The sequence below is a fragment of the Streptomyces sp. Ag82_O1-12 genome (assembly GCF_900182715.1).
Taxonomy (GTDB): domain Bacteria; phylum Actinomycetota; class Actinomycetes; order Streptomycetales; family Streptomycetaceae; genus Streptomyces; species Streptomyces massasporeus.
In genome coordinates this window covers 4,403,286-4,420,005 of the sequence record NZ_FXUW01000001.1, presented here as the reverse complement: position 1 = coordinate 4,420,005, position 16,720 = coordinate 4,403,286, and the positions used below count along the sequence as shown (strand labels likewise).

At 73.2% G+C, this 16,720-nt stretch carries 14 protein-coding genes; 4 read left to right on the top strand and 10 right to left on the bottom strand.

Features of this window, described 5'->3' with window-relative positions:
* Positions 1-138 precede the first annotated feature (138 nt).
* Positions 139-1,728, bottom strand: a complete 1,590-nt coding sequence (locus QOL88_RS20280) for a protein kinase domain-containing protein (RefSeq protein ID WP_097218020.1) — start codon at positions 1,726-1,728, stop codon at positions 139-141.
* Between the two features lie 347 nt (positions 1,729-2,075).
* On the opposite strand from QOL88_RS20280, the gene QOL88_RS20275 reads away from it, so the two are divergent.
* Positions 2,076-3,719, top strand: a complete 1,644-nt coding sequence (locus QOL88_RS20275; protein ID WP_097218018.1) for a protein kinase domain-containing protein — start codon at positions 2,076-2,078, stop codon at positions 3,717-3,719.
* Between the two features lie 212 nt (positions 3,720-3,931).
* On the opposite strand, the gene QOL88_RS20270 is transcribed toward QOL88_RS20275, so the two are convergent.
* Together QOL88_RS20270 and QOL88_RS20265 are read right to left on the bottom strand one after the other, a co-directional pair.
* Positions 3,932-4,471: a bacterial proteasome activator family protein gene (locus QOL88_RS20270; RefSeq protein ID WP_097218016.1), complete on the bottom strand. Its 540-nt coding sequence runs from the start codon at positions 4,469-4,471 to the stop codon at positions 3,932-3,934.
* 85 nt (positions 4,472-4,556) lie between these two features.
* Complete coding sequence (locus QOL88_RS20265) at positions 4,557-5,126, bottom strand: PadR family transcriptional regulator (RefSeq protein ID WP_097218014.1); 570 nt, start codon at positions 5,124-5,126, stop codon at positions 4,557-4,559.
* Positions 5,127-5,266: 140 nt separating this feature from the next.
* Between QOL88_RS20265 and QOL88_RS20260 the strand changes: the two genes are divergently transcribed.
* Positions 5,267-5,923: a hypothetical protein gene (locus tag QOL88_RS20260; RefSeq protein ID WP_097218012.1), complete on the top strand. Its 657-nt coding sequence runs from the start codon at positions 5,267-5,269 to the stop codon at positions 5,921-5,923.
* Between the two features lie 199 nt (positions 5,924-6,122).
* Here the strand turns inward: QOL88_RS20260 and QOL88_RS20255 are convergent, their stop codons facing one another.
* Positions 6,123-7,112: an NAD(P)H-quinone oxidoreductase gene (locus QOL88_RS20255; protein WP_097218010.1), complete on the bottom strand. Its 990-nt coding sequence runs from the start codon at positions 7,110-7,112 to the stop codon at positions 6,123-6,125.
* Between the two features lie 193 nt (positions 7,113-7,305).
* On the opposite strand from QOL88_RS20255, the gene QOL88_RS20250 reads away from it, so the two are divergent.
* Both QOL88_RS20250 and QOL88_RS20245 read left to right on the top strand, forming a co-directional pair.
* Entirely contained in the window at positions 7,306-8,325 is a 1,020-nt protein-coding gene (locus QOL88_RS20250; RefSeq protein ID WP_097218008.1) for an ATP-binding cassette domain-containing protein, read from the top strand.
* Positions 8,322-9,170: an ABC transporter permease gene (locus QOL88_RS20245; RefSeq protein ID WP_097218006.1), complete on the top strand. Its 849-nt coding sequence runs from the start codon at positions 8,322-8,324 to the stop codon at positions 9,168-9,170. Before QOL88_RS20250 ends, QOL88_RS20245 begins: the two co-directional genes overlap by 4 nt.
* A 112-nt stretch (positions 9,171-9,282) precedes the next feature.
* Here the strand turns inward: QOL88_RS20245 and QOL88_RS20240 are convergent, their stop codons facing one another.
* From QOL88_RS20240 to pdhA, 6 genes are all read right to left on the bottom strand, one after another.
* Positions 9,283-10,392, bottom strand: a complete 1,110-nt coding sequence (locus QOL88_RS20240) for a potassium channel family protein (protein ID WP_097218004.1) — start codon at positions 10,390-10,392, stop codon at positions 9,283-9,285.
* Positions 10,389-11,786, bottom strand: a complete 1,398-nt coding sequence (locus tag QOL88_RS20235) for a molybdopterin molybdotransferase MoeA (protein ID WP_097218002.1) — start codon at positions 11,784-11,786, stop codon at positions 10,389-10,391. The genes QOL88_RS20240 and QOL88_RS20235 overlap by 4 nt, the downstream gene beginning before the upstream one ends.
* Positions 11,783-12,892: an NTP transferase domain-containing protein gene (locus QOL88_RS20230; RefSeq protein ID WP_179878913.1), complete on the bottom strand. Its 1,110-nt coding sequence runs from the start codon at positions 12,890-12,892 to the stop codon at positions 11,783-11,785. Before QOL88_RS20230 ends, QOL88_RS20235 begins: the two co-directional genes overlap by 4 nt.
* A 183-nt stretch (positions 12,893-13,075) precedes the next feature.
* A complete protein-coding gene (locus QOL88_RS20225; protein ID WP_097218001.1) occupies positions 13,076-14,533 on the bottom strand; it encodes a dihydrolipoamide acetyltransferase family protein in 1,458 nt (485 codons plus the stop codon).
* Entirely contained in the window at positions 14,533-15,537 is a 1,005-nt protein-coding gene (locus tag QOL88_RS20220) for an alpha-ketoacid dehydrogenase subunit beta (RefSeq protein ID WP_097217999.1), read from the bottom strand. Before QOL88_RS20220 ends, QOL88_RS20225 begins: the two co-directional genes overlap by 1 nt.
* Positions 15,534-16,679, bottom strand: a complete 1,146-nt coding sequence (gene pdhA / locus QOL88_RS20215) for a pyruvate dehydrogenase (acetyl-transferring) E1 component subunit alpha (protein WP_097217997.1) — start codon at positions 16,677-16,679, stop codon at positions 15,534-15,536. Before pdhA ends, QOL88_RS20220 begins: the two co-directional genes overlap by 4 nt.
* Positions 16,680-16,720 lie beyond the last annotated feature (41 nt).

Here is a 16,720-nt window from a genome sequence, read left to right as displayed (position 1 = left end):
CCGGAGCAACCGCACGTTAACCCGGTGACCCAGGTCACGGGAAGAGTCCACTTTTCGGCGCGCCCAAACGGCACGCGCGCGCGGGCCCCGTTCCCGGGCCCCACGCGCGCGTGGATCATGCCTGTGAGCTGGAGGGGGTCAGCCTTCGCCGCCGCCCGCGCCTCCGACGACGCCTTCCGTGGTGCCACCGTCGGCACCGCCCGAGTCACCGGTCGGCGTGCCCGGGTCCGTGGGCTCCTCGTCCGTAGGCTCGCCGGTCGGCTCCGCCGTGGTCGGATCGCCCGTCGGCTCGCCGGTGGGCGTCTGCGGAGCGCTGTTCGACGGGGTGTAGGAGGGCGTGTAGGACGGCGTCCAGTTGCCGTTGCCCGAGCCGGTCCCGGTGCCGTCGTCCGTGGACGTGTCGGTCGGCTCGCCGGTGTCGTCGTCGCTCGGCGTCTCGCTGGGCGTCTTCTTCTCGGTCGTCTGCGAGGTGGTCGGCGACTGCTTCTTGCTCGGGTCGTCGTTGCCGCCGCCGGTGTTCTGCAGGGCCAGCGCGACACCCGCGGCGACGGCGATCACCGCGAGCACGGCCAGGATCCACAGCTTGCCGCGGCCACCGCCCCTGTTGCCGTGGCCCTCGAAGCCGCCGTCGTCCCCGTTGCCGTAGCCGCCGGGCAGGATCGGCGCGGGGATCTGCGTGGTGCCGGAGGCGTCCCCGGGGTGGCCCATCACGGCCGTGCCGGCGAAGCCGCCCGACGGGGTGTGCCGGCCGTCGTGCACGTCGACCGGGCCGGTGTTCCAGGTGCCGGTGTGGCCGCCCTGGTCGTAGAGCATCTGGAGCGCGTACTGGACCAGCCCGCGCATCTCCTCGGCCGTCTGGAAGCGGTCGTCGGGCTCCTTGGCCAGGGAGCGCATGACCAGGCCGTCCAGCTCCGGCGGGCAGGCCTCGGACGCCTCGGACGGGGGCGTCGGGATGTCCTGGACGTGCTGGTAGACCACGGACAGCGGGGTCTCGCCGGTGAACGGCGGGCGCAGCGAGAGGAGTTCGTAGAGCAGACAGCCCGTGGCGTACAGGTCGGAGCGGTGGTCGACGGCCTTGCCGAGGGCCTGCTCGGGGGAGAGGTACTGCGGGGTGCCCATGACCATGCCGGTCTGCGTCATCGTGGTGGACGCGCCGTGCAGGGCGCGGGCGATGCCGAAGTCCATCACCTTCACGGCGCCGTTGTGCGTGATGATGACGTTGGCGGGCTTGATGTCGCGGTGCACGATGCCGTGCTGGTGCGAGTAGGCGAGCGCCTCCAGGACGCCCGAGACGATGATCAGCGCCTGCTCGGGGCCGGGGGCCTCCGCGTTCAGCAGCAGGTCGCGAATGGTGCGGCCCTCGACGATCTCCATGACGATGTACGGCACGGACTGGCCGCCCACGAAGTCCTCGCCGGAGTCGTACACGGCGACGATCGAGTGGTGGTTGAGGCCGGCCACCGACTGGGCCTCGCGCGTGAAGCGCGCCTTGGACACCGGGTCCTCGGCGAGGTCGGAGCGGAGCAGCTTGACCGCGACGGTGCGTCCGAGACGGACGTCCTCGGCTGCGAACACCTCGGCCATGCCGCCCCGGCCGAGTCTGCGGGTCAGCCGGTACCGGCCGTCCCCGACCAGCCCGCCGTTACCCCAGAGCTCAGGCGCGTCCGACATGCCGCCGCCAGACGCCTCGGGGTCGGACGGGCCCTGAGCGGCCTGCTGCTGTGCCATCAGTCCTCGCCGTCGTTTCTGCCCGCGGTGCGCGCGGTGTTGTTACGGTCTCCGTCGGCCACGCTACAGCCTCCGCGCAAGCCTCCGGTCCGGGAAGGGGCACCGGGACCGGCACGAGACGGACCGGCCATGAAACCTTCACTCCTTACTGTCGTGCAAATTCTGTGTCCCGCTCGCACGCCCCCTGTAACGCTTACGCGACGCTTCTTTCGCGTACGGTCACGGAACGGGCACCGAGCTTGACGTGTCGGTGCCCTCGGGCAGACTTGGCCGGGAATGGCGGTTTGGATCAACGGCGGATCAGCGACAGTCGGCGGCGCCTGCAGGGGCTACGGGGGACAGGGAACATGAGCCAGGACGGCGCACAGGGCCAGTACACGGGGCGGGCGCTCGCCAGTGGCCGCTATCAGTTGCGTGATCTCCTCGGCCAGGGCGGCATGGCCTCGGTGCACCTCGCGTACGACAGCGTGCTCGACCGGCAGGTCGCCATCAAGACACTTCACACGGATCTCGGACGGGAACAGGCCTTCCGCGAGCGGTTCCGCCGCGAGGCCCAGTCCGTGGCCAAGCTCACGCACACCAACATCGTGTCGGTCTTCGACACCGGCGAGGACACCCTCGACGGCATGACGACGCCGTACATCGTCATGGAGTACGTCGAGGGCCGCCCGCTCGGCTCGGTTCTCGACGAGGACGTGCGGCAGCAGGGCGCGATGCCTGCCGACAAGGCGCTGAAGATCACCGCGGACGTGCTGGCCGCGCTGGAGATCAGTCACGAGATGGGCCTGGTCCACCGCGACATCAAGCCGGGCAACGTGATGATGACCAAGCGGGCCGTGGTCAAGGTCATGGACTTCGGCATCGCCCGCGCCATGCAGTCCGGCGTGACGTCGATGACGCAGACCGGCATGGTCGTCGGCACCCCGCAGTACCTCTCGCCGGAGCAGGCCCTCGGCCGCGGCGTGGACGCCCGCTCCGACCTGTACTCGGTCGGCATCATGCTGTTCCAACTGGTCACCGGGCGGCTGCCGTTCGAGGCCGACTCGCCGCTGGCCATCGCGTACGCGCACGTGCAGGAGGAGCCGCCGGTTCCGTCCTCGATCAACCGCTCGCTGCCCCCGGCCGTGGACGCGCTGATCGCCCGTGCGCTGAAGAAGAACCCGAACGAGCGTTTCCCCAGCGCCGAGGCCATGCGCGACGAATGCCTGCGGGTGGCGGCGTCCATCACCGCCGCGCCGCCGAGCATCGTCCCGGGCACCCAGGCCCCGAGCGGCGCGGGCGTCGGCTCGGCCGTGTTCCCGCCGGTCGACCAGGCGACCCCGACGCCCTCGGGCCCGGTCCAGACGCCGTACCAGCCGACCCCGCCCCCGAACCCGTACGGCACGCCCGCCCCGACGGGCCCGACCCCGGCGTACGGCTATCCGCAGCAGGGGGGCTACCAGACGCCGTCCCCGGCGGCGTACTCCCCGCAGCCCGGCCCGTCGACGCCGCCGCCGTACAACCTGACGCCCCAGACCGCGGGGGCCTCCTCCGGCGGCGGCAGGAACAACAAGCCGGTGATCATCGGCTCGATCATCGTGTCGGTCGTCGCCGTCGGCGGCCTCGTCACGGCGCTGCTGATGAACGGCGGCGGCGAGGACGACAAGGGCGGCGGCAGCGGCGCGAGTGCGTCGGCCTCGGCGGAGAAGAAGCCCGGCTACCGCGGGCCGGACACCACGAGGACGATCGACACCGAGGAGTGCACGGAGCCGCGGGAGTCGTACAACGACCCCGACAAGATCCAGATCCCGGACTTCAAGTTCAAGAACATCAAGTCGGTCAAGGCCTGTCTCCAGGCGGCCGGCTGGGAACTGAACGAGAAGAAGGTCGACGAGAACACCTACGGCGACGGCACGGTCATGAACCAGTTCCCGTCCCCCGACACCGACGTCGACCCTAAGGACATGCCGGAGATCGAGCTCAGCGTCTCGACGGGCAATCCGCCCTCCTGACGTCCCGGACGCACACGGGCCCGGCAGCTTCGGCTGCCGGGCCCTTCGCTCTGTGCGGCCTGCGGACGGCTACGGGTCGCGGCCTGGGACGCCTACAGGTCGCGGCCTGCGGAAGGCTTCAGGCCGCGGCCTGCGGAAGGCTTCAGGTCGCGGCCTGCGGACGGCTACAGGTTGCGGCCTGCGGACGGCTACAGGCCGCGGCCTGCGGACGGCTACAGGTAGGGGCCGCCCGACCGGCCGCCCGGGGGCTGCTCGTCGAGGCCGTCGCCGACCCCCGGCGGGAGGGCGCGGCGCATCTGCTCCAGCTGGGCGCGGGCCGCCATCTGCTGGGCGAACAGCGTCGTCTGGATCCCGTGGAAGAGCCCCTCCAGCCATCCGACCAGCTGGGCCTGCGCGATGCGCAGCTCCGAGTCGCTGGGGGTCGCCTCGTCCGTGAAGGGCAGGGAGAGCCGCTCCAGCTCCTCGACCAGCTCGGGAGCCAGACCGTCCTCCAGCTCCTTCACCGAGCTGGCGTGGATGTCCTTCAGCCGCACCCGGCTGGCCTCGTCCAGGGGAGCCGCGCGCACTTCCTCCAGCAGCTGCTTGATCATGCTGCCGATCCGCATGACCTTCGCGGGCTGCTCCACCTGTTCCGTGACCGGGGTCTCGCGGGAGTCCTCGTCTCCGCTGCCGCCACCGAGCGCCATGCCGTCCTGGCCCACGACCAGGATCTGCGGGTTCTCCGGCGACCTTTCGTTCCTCGGCATCTCCATGCCGCCATTCTCTCGCACGCCTGCACCTCACCTCCGTGGTGCCCCCCAGGGAGGTTGATCCACCACGCCGGAGGAGACGAGTCGGTCAGCCTTCGGGTTGCTCGCGGCCGGGCGGTTCCTCCTCGCGGGTGAAACGGAGCAGGCGGGCCTCGCAGTGGTCCAGCCAGCGGACCTCGGCCTCGGCCTGGAAGACGAGCTGCTCCAGGACGAGCAGCCGGGCCATCTCCTCGGGGTGCTCCGGCGCGCGGGCCAGGGCCTCTGCGCGCTGGCGCACATGGTCGTGCAGGGCCCGCGCCACATGCCGCCGCTGTGCCTCGACGACCTCCCGTGCGTCGACGCCGTCCGCGCCGAGCGCCATCACCAGCTTGATCGCCAGTTCGTCGCGCGGCGGGCCGGCCCGTTCGACGGGGCGGTCGTACCAGGCCCGCAGCTCGGCCCGGCCGGCCTCGGTGAGCGCGTACAGCGTCCGCCCGGCGGCGTCGACGTCGTCCTGGGCGACCATGCCGTCCCGTTCCAGGCGGCCGAGCGTCGTGTAGACCTGCCCGATGTTCAGCGGCCAGGTGCCGCCGGTGCGGGTCTCGAAGTCGGTGCGCAGGCGGGAGCCGTAGCGGGGGCCGGCCGCCAGGAGGGCCAGCAGCCCGTGACGTATCGACATAACCGGATTGTGCAGCGATTCCGCCCGTCGGCCGAACCCGGAGTGCCGGGAGCCAGGGACGGTGTGAGGCTGATTGCCTGGATATGACCGAACTTGCCGTGCCTGCCCCACCGGGCACGCGGCGGGAGGGGGTCACCCACGTGACTCCATGGCTACGCGCACTGCGGGCGGCGGGACTGGTGCTCGCCCTGGGGGCCGGCGCGGTCGTCTCACCCTACGGATCCGTCCCGTCCCACGGGGCTGTCCTCGCGTACGACGAGGAGGGGGCGGCGGAGGAGGAGGGGGCGGCGGACGAGGACACGGGGTCCGGGCACGCCACGGCCCGGACGTCCGAGCCCACCCTGTCGGCCCCTACGCGTCCGACGGCACCGTCGTCCCGGTCCCCGTGGTCGGCCCCGTCCACGCGGGCGGCGCCGTCGTCCCGGTCCGCTCCCTCGCCCTTGGCGGTCCCGTCGGCCCGGGCGGCTTCGCCGACCCCGTCCGCGGTGGCGGCCCCTTCCGCCGCAGGTGAGCCCTCGCGGGCCGGGAGCCGGGCCGGGGAGGGCCGGGTGCGGCCGGGACGGCCGGAGGACGCCGGGGAGGAGCCGGGCGTCGCGGACGCCACGGCCGTCCCCGAGGAGCCGCTGGAGACCGCACCCGAGCCCTCCGCCCCGGCGGAGCAGCCCGTCCGGGAGGCGGCGACAGCCGAGCGCCCCGCCGGCCAGGTCCTGCGCATCCTGCCCCTGGGCAGCGGCCTGCTCCTGATCGGCCTGGGCCTGGGCCTGGCCTTCTTCGCGCTGCGGCTGCGGCGGGTCTAGGGGCGGGCCCTGCCGTCGTGGTGGGCTGCCCCGGGCCCGCGCCGCGCCCCTGCCGTCGTCGTGGGCTGCCCCGGGCCCGCCGCTCCCCTGCCGTTGTCGTGGGCTGCCCCGGGCCGGCAGCGCCCCTGCCGTTGTCGTGGGCTGCCCGGGGCCCGCCGCATGCCGGCGGAACGGGGCGCGGTCGGCCCGGCGAGGAGGGTCAGGCCGTGTTCGGGGCGATCAGGAGGACCTTGCCGACGTGGCCGCTCTCCTCCACCACACGGTGCGCGGCGGCGGCCTCCGGCATCGGGAGCTCTCGGTCGACGACCGGGCGCAGGTGGCCGCCGGTGAACAGCGGCCAGACATGTTCGCGGACGGCGGCGACGATGGCCGCCTTCTCCTCCCGGGGCCGGGCGCGCAGGGACGTCGCGCTGATGGCGGCGCGCTTGGCCAGCAGGGCGCCGATGTTCAGCTCGCCCTTCACGCCGCCCTGCATGCCGATGATCGCGAGCCGGCCGTTGACGGCCAGGGCCTTGACGTTGCGCTCCAGGTACTTGGCGCCCATGTTGTCGAGGATGACATCGGCCCCCGCGCCGTCCGTCGCCTTCCTGACCTCCTCGACGAAGTCCTGCTCGCGGTAGTTGACCAGGATGTCGGCGCCCAGTTCGGCGCACCGCTGGAGCTTCTCCTTCGTACCGGCCGTCACGGCCACCCGCGCACCGACCGCCTTGGCCAGCTGGATGGCCATGGTGCCGATGCCGCTGGAGCCGCCGTGCACGAGGAGCGTCTCGCCGGGCCGCAGGTGGGCGACCATGAAGACGTTCGACCAGACGGTGCAGGCCACCTCGGGCAGCGCCGCGGCCTGGGTCAGGCCGACCCCGTCGGGCACGGGCAGCAGCTGCCCGGCCGGCACGGCCACCTTCTCGGCGTAACCGCCGCCGGAGAGGAGCGCGCACACCTCGTCGCCGACGTTCCAGCCCGAGACGCCGGTGCCGATCGCGGCGATCCGCCCGGAGCACTCCAGACCGGGGTAGGGGGACGCGCCGGGCGGGGGTTCGTAGAAGCCCTGCCGCTGCAGGATGTCGGCCCGGTTGACGGCACCGGCCGCCACCTCGACCAGGACCTCGCCCTCGCCGGGCACGGGGTCGGGGACCTCGTCCCAGACCAGCGCCTCGGGCCCACCAGGTTCGGGAATCGTGATCGCATGCATGCAAGGGACCGTACCCCTCGGTCCCCGGACGGAGTCCCCTCCGCCCGGGGGAGCGAGGGGACTCCGTCCCCGGGACCCCCGCCCCTACGCCATGGGGCCGGTCCCGGCGAAAACCCAAGTGCGTCACCGATGAGTTTGCGCGACGGTAAAGGTCTCCCCATGCGTAGCCCAAGCACGCGGAAGGACCCGAAGCATGAGCACGCAGATGTCCGGCCTGGCGATCGAGACCGCGGGCCTGGTGAAAACGTTCGGCGAGACGAGGGCCGTCGACGGCGTCGACCTGTCCGTGCCCGCGGGCACGGTCTACGGCGTCCTCGGCCCGAACGGCGCCGGCAAGACCACCACCGTGAAGATGCTCGCCACACTCCTGCGGCCGGACGGCGGCGAAGCGCATGTCTTCGGCCACGACATCGTCCGCGAGGCGGGCGAGGTGCGCGGCCGAGTGAGCCTCACCGGCCAGTACGCCTCGGTCGACGAGGACCTCACCGGCACCGAGAACCTGGTCCTGCTGGGCCGGCTGCTCGGCCATCACAAGAAGGCCGCCCGTGAGCGCGCCGCCCAGCTCCTGGAGGCCTTCGGCCTCTCGGAGGCCGCCGCGAAGCAGGTCAAGCACTACTCGGGCGGCATGCGGCGCCGTATCGACATCGCCGCGTCCATCCTCAACACCCCTGACCTGCTGTTCCTCGACGAGCCGACCACCGGCCTGGACCCACGCAGCCGCAACCAGGTCTGGGAGATCGTGCGGGCCGTGGTCGCCCAGGGCACCACCGTGCTGCTGACCACGCAGTATCTGGACGAGGCCGACCAGCTGGCGTCCCGGATCGCCGTCATCGACCGCGGCAGAGTGATCGCCGAGGGCACCAAGGGCGAGCTGAAGTCGTCCGTCGGGGCCGGGTCCGTGCATCTGCGGCTGCGCGATCCCGACCAGCGCGACCTCGCGGCCGAGCTGCTGCGCCGCGCCCTGGACGCGCGGGTGCAGCCGGAGCCCGACCCGGTGGCCCTGACCGCCCGCCTCGGTACGGCGGCGAGCGACGACTCCGCGGCCGAGCAGGCCTCCCGCGCCCTGGGCGAGCTGGCCCGCGCCGGGATCACCGTGGACAACTTCTCGCTGGGCCAGCCCAGTCTGGACGAGGTGTTCCTCGCCCTCACCGGACACGACACGCACGACTCCTCCGACCGCTCCGACGACCCGAAGGACGAGGTGGCGGCATGAGCACCGCGACGACCACCGAGAGCAAAGAGCTCGCCCCGGTCAGCGCCGAGTCGCTCGCCGCCCTGCTCGTCGCCAAGGAGCGGCCGCCGCGGCCCAGCGCGTGGTCGGCCTCGATGACCTTCGGCTGGCGGGCCGTCCTCAAGATCAAGCACGTGCCGGAGCAGCTCTTCGACGTCACGGCGTTCCCGATCATGATGGTGCTGATGTACACGTACCTGTTCGGCGGGGCGCTGGCCGGCTCGCCGGAGGAGTACATCCAGTTCCTGCTGCCGGGCATCCTCGTGATGTCGGTCGTGATGATCACGATGTACACGGGTGTCTCCGTGAACACCGACATCGAGAAGGGCGTCTTCGACCGGTTCCGCAGCCTGCCGATCTGGCGGCCGTCGACGATGGTCGGCTATCTGCTCGGTGACGCCCTGCGGTACACCATCGCCTCGATCGTGATGCTCACCGTCGGCATCATCCTCGGCTACCGTCCGGACGGCGGGGTCGCCGGGGTGCTCGCCGGGATCGCCCTGCTGGTGGCCTTCTCGTTCGCCTTCTCGTGGATCTGGACGATGTTCGGGCTGATGCTGCGCACCGAGAAGTCGGTGATGGGCGTCAGCATGATGGTGATCTTCCCGCTCACGTTCCTGTCCAACGTGTTCGTGGACCCGACGACCATGCCGGGCTGGCTGCAGGCGTTCGTGAACAACAGCCCCATCACCCATCTGGCGTCCGCGGTGCGCGGCCTGATGGGCGGGGACTGGCCGGCCGACGAGGTCGCCTGGTCGCTGGGCTGGGCGGCGCTGTTCGTGCTGGTCTTCGGGCCCGTCACGATGCGGCTCTACAACCGGAAGTAGCCCTGGACCCCCGCGCTTTCGGCCGGCCGTCGCGCATCGGATGGGTGCGGGGCGGCCGGCCGTTCGTCGCGCACCGTACGGGTGCGGAGCGGCCGGCCGTTCGTCGCGCTCGTCAGTTGTTGCGGGGCATGGGGGGCATCGGGCGGATGTCCGGCGCGATCTGGGTGGCCGGGGTCTTCCGCACGATCGTGATGAGCCGGTCGGTCAGCTCCAGCCTCCCGACGGACGGGTCGTCGTAGCCGAGGACCCGGTGGCCGCGTATGACGCTGACGACCAGGTCGGTGACCTCCCGAGGCGTCTTGCCCACCTCGGCCTTGACGACCGGCCGTTCGACGATGTCGAGGCCGCTGCCCTGCTGGATGAGGTCCTCCATGACCATGCCGGCGGAGGGGCTGAGCACGGACAGGCCGAGCAGCCGGCCGGCGGCGCTGGCGCTGGTGACGACCGCGTCGGCGCCGGACTGCTTGAGCAGCGGCGCGTTCTCCTCCTCCCGCACGGTGGCCACGATCTTCGCCCCGCGGTTGAGCTGGCGGGCCGTCAGCGTCACCAGGACCGCGGTGTCGTCGCGCTGGGTCGCGATGATGATCTGGCGCGCCTTGTGCACCTCGGCCTGCTTCAGCACCTCGCTGCGGGTCGCGTCCCCGACGATGCCGGCGTAGCCCTCGGCGGTCGCGGCGTCGACCACCTTGGAACTGGGGTCGACCACGACGACCTGTTCCTTCTTCAGACCCGTCGCACAGACGGTCCGGATCGCCGACCTGCCCTTCGTGCCAAAGCCGATGACGACGGTGTGATCGCGCAACGTGGACCTCCAGCGGGTCAGCCGCCACTCCTCCCGGGTGCGTTCGGTGAGGGCTTCGAGGGTGGTGCCGACCAGGATGATCAGGAACAGCACGCGCAGCGGCGTGATGACGAGGATGTTGGTGAGCCGGGCGCCTTCGCCCGCCGGGGTGATGTCACCGTAGCCGGTGGTGGAGAGGGTGACGGTCGCGTAGTAGAACGCGTCGAGAAGGCTGATGCCGCCGCCCGCGTTGTCGTTGTAGCCGTCGCGGTCGGCGTAGACGATCAACGCGGTGAGCACGAGGACGAACAGCGCCATGCAGAGCCGCTTGGCGACCTGGCGGATCGGGTGCTCGACCACTTTCCTCGGAAGTTTCACCCGATAGGTCACCAGATGCTCGTCGGCCTGGCGGGCGATCGCGTCCTGGCCCGGAAGTTTCACGTGAAACACACCCCGATCCCTGCGGACGCCCAGGGCAGGTCGAGCAGTTCCGCCTCCTGCCCGGGACGTGCGCCGCCCGGCGGCACGACGGCCAGCGCGTCGGCCGCCGCGATGCCGCGCAGCATGGCGGGGCCGTTGTAGTGCAGCGGCACGGCGTCGTCGCCGCGCAGGACGACGGGGACGAGCCGGGTGTCGTGCGGGTGCCCGTGCACGGCGTCCCGGAGCGGCATCGTGTACGGCTCCGGGGCCGGGCGGGCCGCGAGGATCCGCAGCAGCGGCTCGGCGAGCGTCAGCAACCCGGAGACGGCGGCGAGCGGGTTGCCCGGCAGGCCGACGAGGTGCTGGGCCGGCCTGGTGCGGGCCAGCAGCATGGGGTGGCCCGGCCGCACCTTGACGCCGTCCACGAGGAGTTCGGCGCCGATCCGGCGCAGGATGGGGTGGACGTGGTCGAGGGGGCCCGCCGCGGTGCCGCCGGTGGTGAGGATGACGTCGGCGTCGGAGGCGGTGACGGCCTGGTGCAGGGCGTCGGCGTCGTCGCGGATGCGCCGGACGGCGATGACGTCGGCGCCGAGCGCCCGCAGCCAGGGCGGCAGCATGGGGCCCAGCGCGTCCCGGATCAGGCCGTCGTGCGGCAGGCCCTGGGTGAGCAACTCGTCTCCGAGGACCAGGACTTCGGCGCGGGCGCGGGGGACCGCGGTGACGGCGTCGTAGCCGGCCGCCGCCGCGAGCCCGAGGACGGCCGGGGTGACGAGGGTGCCGACGGCGAGAAGCTGGTCGCCGGTGCGGCACTCCTGGCCGCGCGGGCGGATGTCCTGGCCGGGGACGACGTCCCGGGTCGCGTACAGGCGGCCCTTGTCGTCGGTGCGGCCGTGCTCGCTGCGCAGAACCGCGGTGGTGTCCGGGGGGATGCGGGCGCCGGTGGCGATCCGGACGGCCTCGCCGTCGGTGAGGGACGGGGGCGCGGCGTGCCCGGCGAGGACGCCCTCGTCCCGCACGTGCCAGGGGGCGGGGCCGCAGACCGCCCAGCCGTCCATCGCGGAGGTGTCGAAGGAGGGGAGGTCGGTGAGGGCGTCGAGCGGGGCGGCGAGGGTCAGGCCGAGGGCGGTGTCGAGGGGCGCCGAGACGGGGTCGCGGCGGGCCGCCCGGGCGGCGTCGCGGCCGGCACGTTCGGCGAGGGCCCGGGCCTCGGGCCAGGGGGTGGCGCGGTGGCGGGTGTCGGGCCGGGCGGAGGGGTCGGGCCGGTGGGGGGTGTGGGCGCTGCCGGTCTCACCTCCCTCACTGCGTGCCGCGGGGTCGGGCAGGTGATCGCCGTTGCTGTTCCTCACGAGGGCGAGCACCTCCTCGACGTCGAGGTCCTCGGCGTCCTCACCGGCACGGGCGCCGTGCGGGGTCATCCGGCGTCCGGGCGGGTGTCGGGGGTGGCGTCGGGGGCGACATCGCCCGGAGACGGCTGCGGGCCGTCGCCGGACGGCTGCGATCCCGTGCCTGTCGACTGCGTCCCCGTGCCTGACGGCTGCGTCTCAGCACCTGTCGGCTGCGGACCCGTGCCTGTCGACTGCGTCTCAGCACCTGTCGGCTGCGGTCCGTCGCCCGACGGCTCGGCCTCGGAGGTGCTCTCCTGCGCCCAGCGGGCGGCGAGGGCCACGGCCTTGCGGGCGGCCTCCGCGACCGCCTCGGGGCCGCCGCCGGCCTGCGCGGCCGCGTAGCCGACGAGAAAGGTGGTCAGCGGCGCCGCGGGCCGGGCCACCCCGTGGGCGGCGTCGCGGGCGAGGTCGAGCAGGCCGCGGGTGTCGACTTCGAGGTCGATGCCCAGTTCGTCCTTGACGGCGGAAATCCATTCATCCAACACGTGCCCATGCTCCCTGATACGTGCCCTGGCGGTGGCGATGTCGTCCCAGGTGTCGCAGTCGAAGGACGCGACGGGGTCGGAGACGCGGGTGAGGTCCAGCTCGGCGGTGAGACGCCGCAGGGGGAGACCGGCGAGAGCGCCGTGCCGTCCGGCGAGGAGCGCGAGCTCCTCACGCAGCCGCGGCGCACGGTAGGCGGCCACGAGCGGCTGGTCACGGCCGCCGGGGTCGGTCAGCAGCACGCCGTCGCGGCCGCTCGCCCGCAGCGCGCCCAGCAGGCGGCCCACGGTCGGCTCCTGAAGGAACGGCAGGTCGGCGGAGAGCACCACGACGTGCTCGGCCGTGGTGTGGCGGAGCCCGGCGTCGAGCGCGGCGAGCGGTCCACCACCGGGCGGGTCCTCGCGGGCCCAGGTCACGGGCCGTGCGGTCGGCCGGGGCGCGGCGACGACGACGGTGCTCCGGGCACCGCCGCAGGCGGCAAGCACCCGGTCGAGCAGGGCCCGGCCGCCCACGCGCACACCGGGCTTGTCCGTGCCGCCGAGACGCCGGGAGGCACCACCGGCGAGCACGACGGCGTCGTACCCGGCGGGATCCGCGCCCGGCGAGGGGCCGGTGCCGGTGCCGGGTACACCGGGGGGCTCGTAGGCGGTCACCCCCCGAGTATGCGTGCCCCCGCGATCACAGGGAACGCGGGGGAACCGATGCGATCACGGCGTCCGGCGCGCGAGCCGAAAGGGAATCACAGCGTCCGGCGCGCGGGCCGAAAGGAATCACAGCGTCCGGCGCGCGGGCCGAAAGGGAATCACGACGTCCGTGTCGCTCACGGCAGCCGACGGCTAGAGCGTTCGCAGCAGCACCGCCGGTTGTTCCACGCAGTCCGCCACGTACCGCAGGAAGCCGCCCGCCACGCCCCCGTCGCACACCCGGTGGTCGAAGGTGAGCGAGAGCTGCACGACCTGCCGCACCGCCAGCTCGCCCTCGTGCACCCACGGCTTGGGGACGATGCGTCCGACGCCGAGCATGGCGGCCTCGGGGTGGTTGATGATCGGGGTGGAGCCGTCGACGCCGAAGACGCCGTAGTTGTTCAACGTGAAGGTGCCGCCGGTGAGTTCGCCCGGTGTCAGCGTCCCCGTGCGGCCCGCCTCGGTCAGCCGCGCGAACTCGGCGGTCAGCGACTCGGCGTCCCGCGCGTGCGCGTCCCGTACGACCGGGACGACGAGGCCCCGGTCGGTCTGCGCCGCGAAGCCCAGGTGCACGTGGTCGAACCGGACGACCTCCCTGGCCTCCGCGTCCACCGTGGAGTTGAGCTCGGGGAAGCGGGTGAGGGCCGCGGTGCAGATCCGGGCCAGCAGGGCCAGGAGAGAGATCTTCGGACCGCCGGCCGCGTTCATGGCCGCGCGCGCCCGCATCAGCTCCGTGGCGTCGGCGTCCACCCAGCAGGTGGCGTCCGGGATCTCGCGGCGACTGCGGGCCAGCTTGTCGGCGACGGCGCCCCGGATGCCCTTGAGCGGGGTGCGGATCTCGCCGGGGGCCGCCGGCGCCGAGGACCGGGACGCGAGGGCCGGACTCGGTGTCTGCGGCACATGCGGGTGCGGCTCGGCCACCGGTGCCGATGCGCCCTGGACCGATGCGCGCAGGGCGTACTCGACGTCCGCGCGCAGGATCAGCCCGTCGGGGCCGGACCCGGTCAGCTCCCGCAGGTCCAGGCCGTTCTGCCGGGCCAGGCGGCGCACCAGGGGCGAGATCACGGGGACGGGACCGTCGACCGTCCCGAGGCCGGTGGCCTGCCCGTTCGCCCGCGCCGAGGGCTCGCCCGCCTGCGTGGCCACCGCGGCCGCGGGGCCCGCGGCCCGCGCGTGCCCCGGCGCTGCGGCGGCACCGGACGGCCCGGCGGTCGCGGACGCGCCGGACACCGGCCGCTCCTGCCGTACCCGGCGGCGCCGCGCGGGCGCCTCGGAGGTGCCGTATCCGACCAGGACGTTGCCCGACCCCTCGGAGGCGGTGTCACCGGAGCCGGAGGCGGAAGCGGGCCGCTCCCCCACCGCCACCGTGATCAGCGGTGCCCCGACGGGCAGTTCCGTGCCCTCCTCGCCGAAGCGGGCCGTGACCACACCGCCGTAGGGGCACGGCACCTCGACCATCGCCTTGGCCGTCTCGACCTCGACGACCGGCTGGTCGATGGTGACGAGGTCGCCGACCTCGACAAGCCACCGTACGATCTCCGCCTCGGTGAGCCCCTCCCCGAGGTCGGGCAGCTTGAACTCCAGGCTGTGCATACCAGAAGCGTGTGCCATCAGCTCTCGGCCTCCCACTGCAGGCGCCCCACGGCGTCCAGGATCCGGTCCACACCGGGCAGGTGGTGGCGCTCCAGCATCGGCGGCGGGTACGGGACGTCGAACCCGGCCACACGCAGCACCGGCGCCTCCAGGTGGTGGAAGCAGCGCTCCGTGACCCGGGCCGCGATCTCCCCGCCCGGGCCCCCGAAGGAACCCGACTCGTGGACCACGACCGCGCGTCCCGTCCGCCGCACCGAGGCGCACACCGTCTCGTCGTCGAACGGCACCAGGGAGCGCAGGTCGACGACTTCGAGGTCCCAGCCCTCGGCCCGGGCCGCCTCGGCGGCCTCCATGCAGACGGGTAGGGACGGCCCGTACGTGATGAGCGTGGCGCTCCGGCCCGGGCGCCGCACCACCGCGCGGCCTATCGGTTCTACGGGCGTCGGCTCCTCCGGGTTCCAGGAGTCCTTCGACCAGTACAGCCGCTTCGGCTCCAGGACGACGACCGGGTCGTCGGAGGCGATGGCGGCGCGCAGCAGCCCGTAAGCGTCGGCGACCGTGGCGGGCGTGACCACATGGAGCCCCGGAGTCGCCATGTAGTACGCCTCGGAGGAGTCGCTGTGATGCTCGACGCCGCCGATGCCGCCGCCGTAGGGGACGCGGATGGTGATCGGCAGGGGCATCCTGCCGCGGGTGCGGTTGCGCGTGCGGGCCACGTGCGAGATGAGCTGCTCGAACGCCGGGTAGGCGAACGCGTCGAACTGCATCTCCACGACCGGGCGCAGGCCGTACATCGCCATGCCGACGGCGGTGCCGAGGATGCCGGCCTCGGCCAGCGGGGTGTCCGTGCAGCGGGCCTCGCCGAACTCCTTGGCGAGGCCGTCGGTGACGCGGAAGACGCCGCCGAGGGTGCCGACGTCCTCGCCCATGACGTGCACGGCGGGGTCGGCTGCCATGGCGTCGCGCAGCGCGCGCGTGAGGGCCTGCGCCATGGTGGCCGGCTTGACGGCGACGGTGGTCATCGGTGTGTGCCCCCCTCGGTGTCGGCCTCGGCCTCCAGCTCGGCCCGCAGCTGGGCCCGCTGTTCGCGCAGTTGCCCGGTGGGCTCGGCGTAGACGTGGGTGAACAGGTCCATCGGGTCCAGGACCGGGTCCTGGTTCATCTGCTCGCGCAGGGCCGCCGCCATGGTCTCGGCGTCCTGGCGGGCGGCCTCGATGCCGGCCTCGTCGAGCAGGCCGCGCGCGGTCAGCTCGCGCTCCAGCAGCCGGATCGGGTCGTGCTCGCGCCAGGTCTCGACCTCGGCGTCGCCGCGGTAGCGGGTCGCGTCGTCGGCGTTGGTGTGGGCGTCGACGCGGTAGGTGATCGCCTCGACGAGGGTGGGACCGCCGCCCGCGCGGGCGTGGCGTACGGCGTCGGAGAGCACCTCGTGCACGGCGGCTGCGTCGTTGCCGTCGACCAGGCGGCCCGGCATGCCGTAGCCGACGGCCTTGTGGGCCAGCGACGGGGCCGCGGTCTGCTTGGCCAGCGGGACGGAGATCGCGAAGCCGTTGTTCTGCACGAAGAAGACGACCGGGGCCTGCCAGACGGCGGCGAAGTTCAGCGCCTCGTGGAAGTCGCCCTCGCTGGTGCCGCCGTCGCCGACCATGGCCAGCGCGACCACGTCGTCGCCCTTGAGGCGAGCGGCGTGCGCGAGACCGACGGCGTGCGGCAGCTGGGTGGCGAGTGGGGTGCACAGGGGGGCGACCCGGTGTTCGTAGGGGTCGTAGCCGGTGTGCCAGTCGCCGCGCAGCAGGGTGAGCGCCTCGACGGGATCCACGCCGCGGGCCACCACGGCGAGGGTGTCGCGGTAGCTCGGGAAGAGCCAGTCCTGCTCCTTCAGCACCAGCGCGGCGGCGACCTCGCAGGCCTCCTGGCCGGTGGTGGAGGGGTAGACCGCGAGACGGCCCTGCTTGGTGAGGGCGGTGGCCTGCGCGTTGTAGCGGCGGCCCTTCACCAGCTGCGCGTACAGCGTCCTCAGCAGCTCGGGGTCGGCCTTCGCGGCCGCCTCGGTGCCGAGGACGCGGTACGGCTCGGCGTCGGGCAGCAGCGGCGCGGGATCCGTCCGGGGCTGCCAGGCGGGCGGCGGGGTCGGCTTGTACGCGCCCCGCTGCTCCATGACCGTCATGACGGCACCTCCTCGTGGGAGCGGCTCGAAGAGGCGCGTCG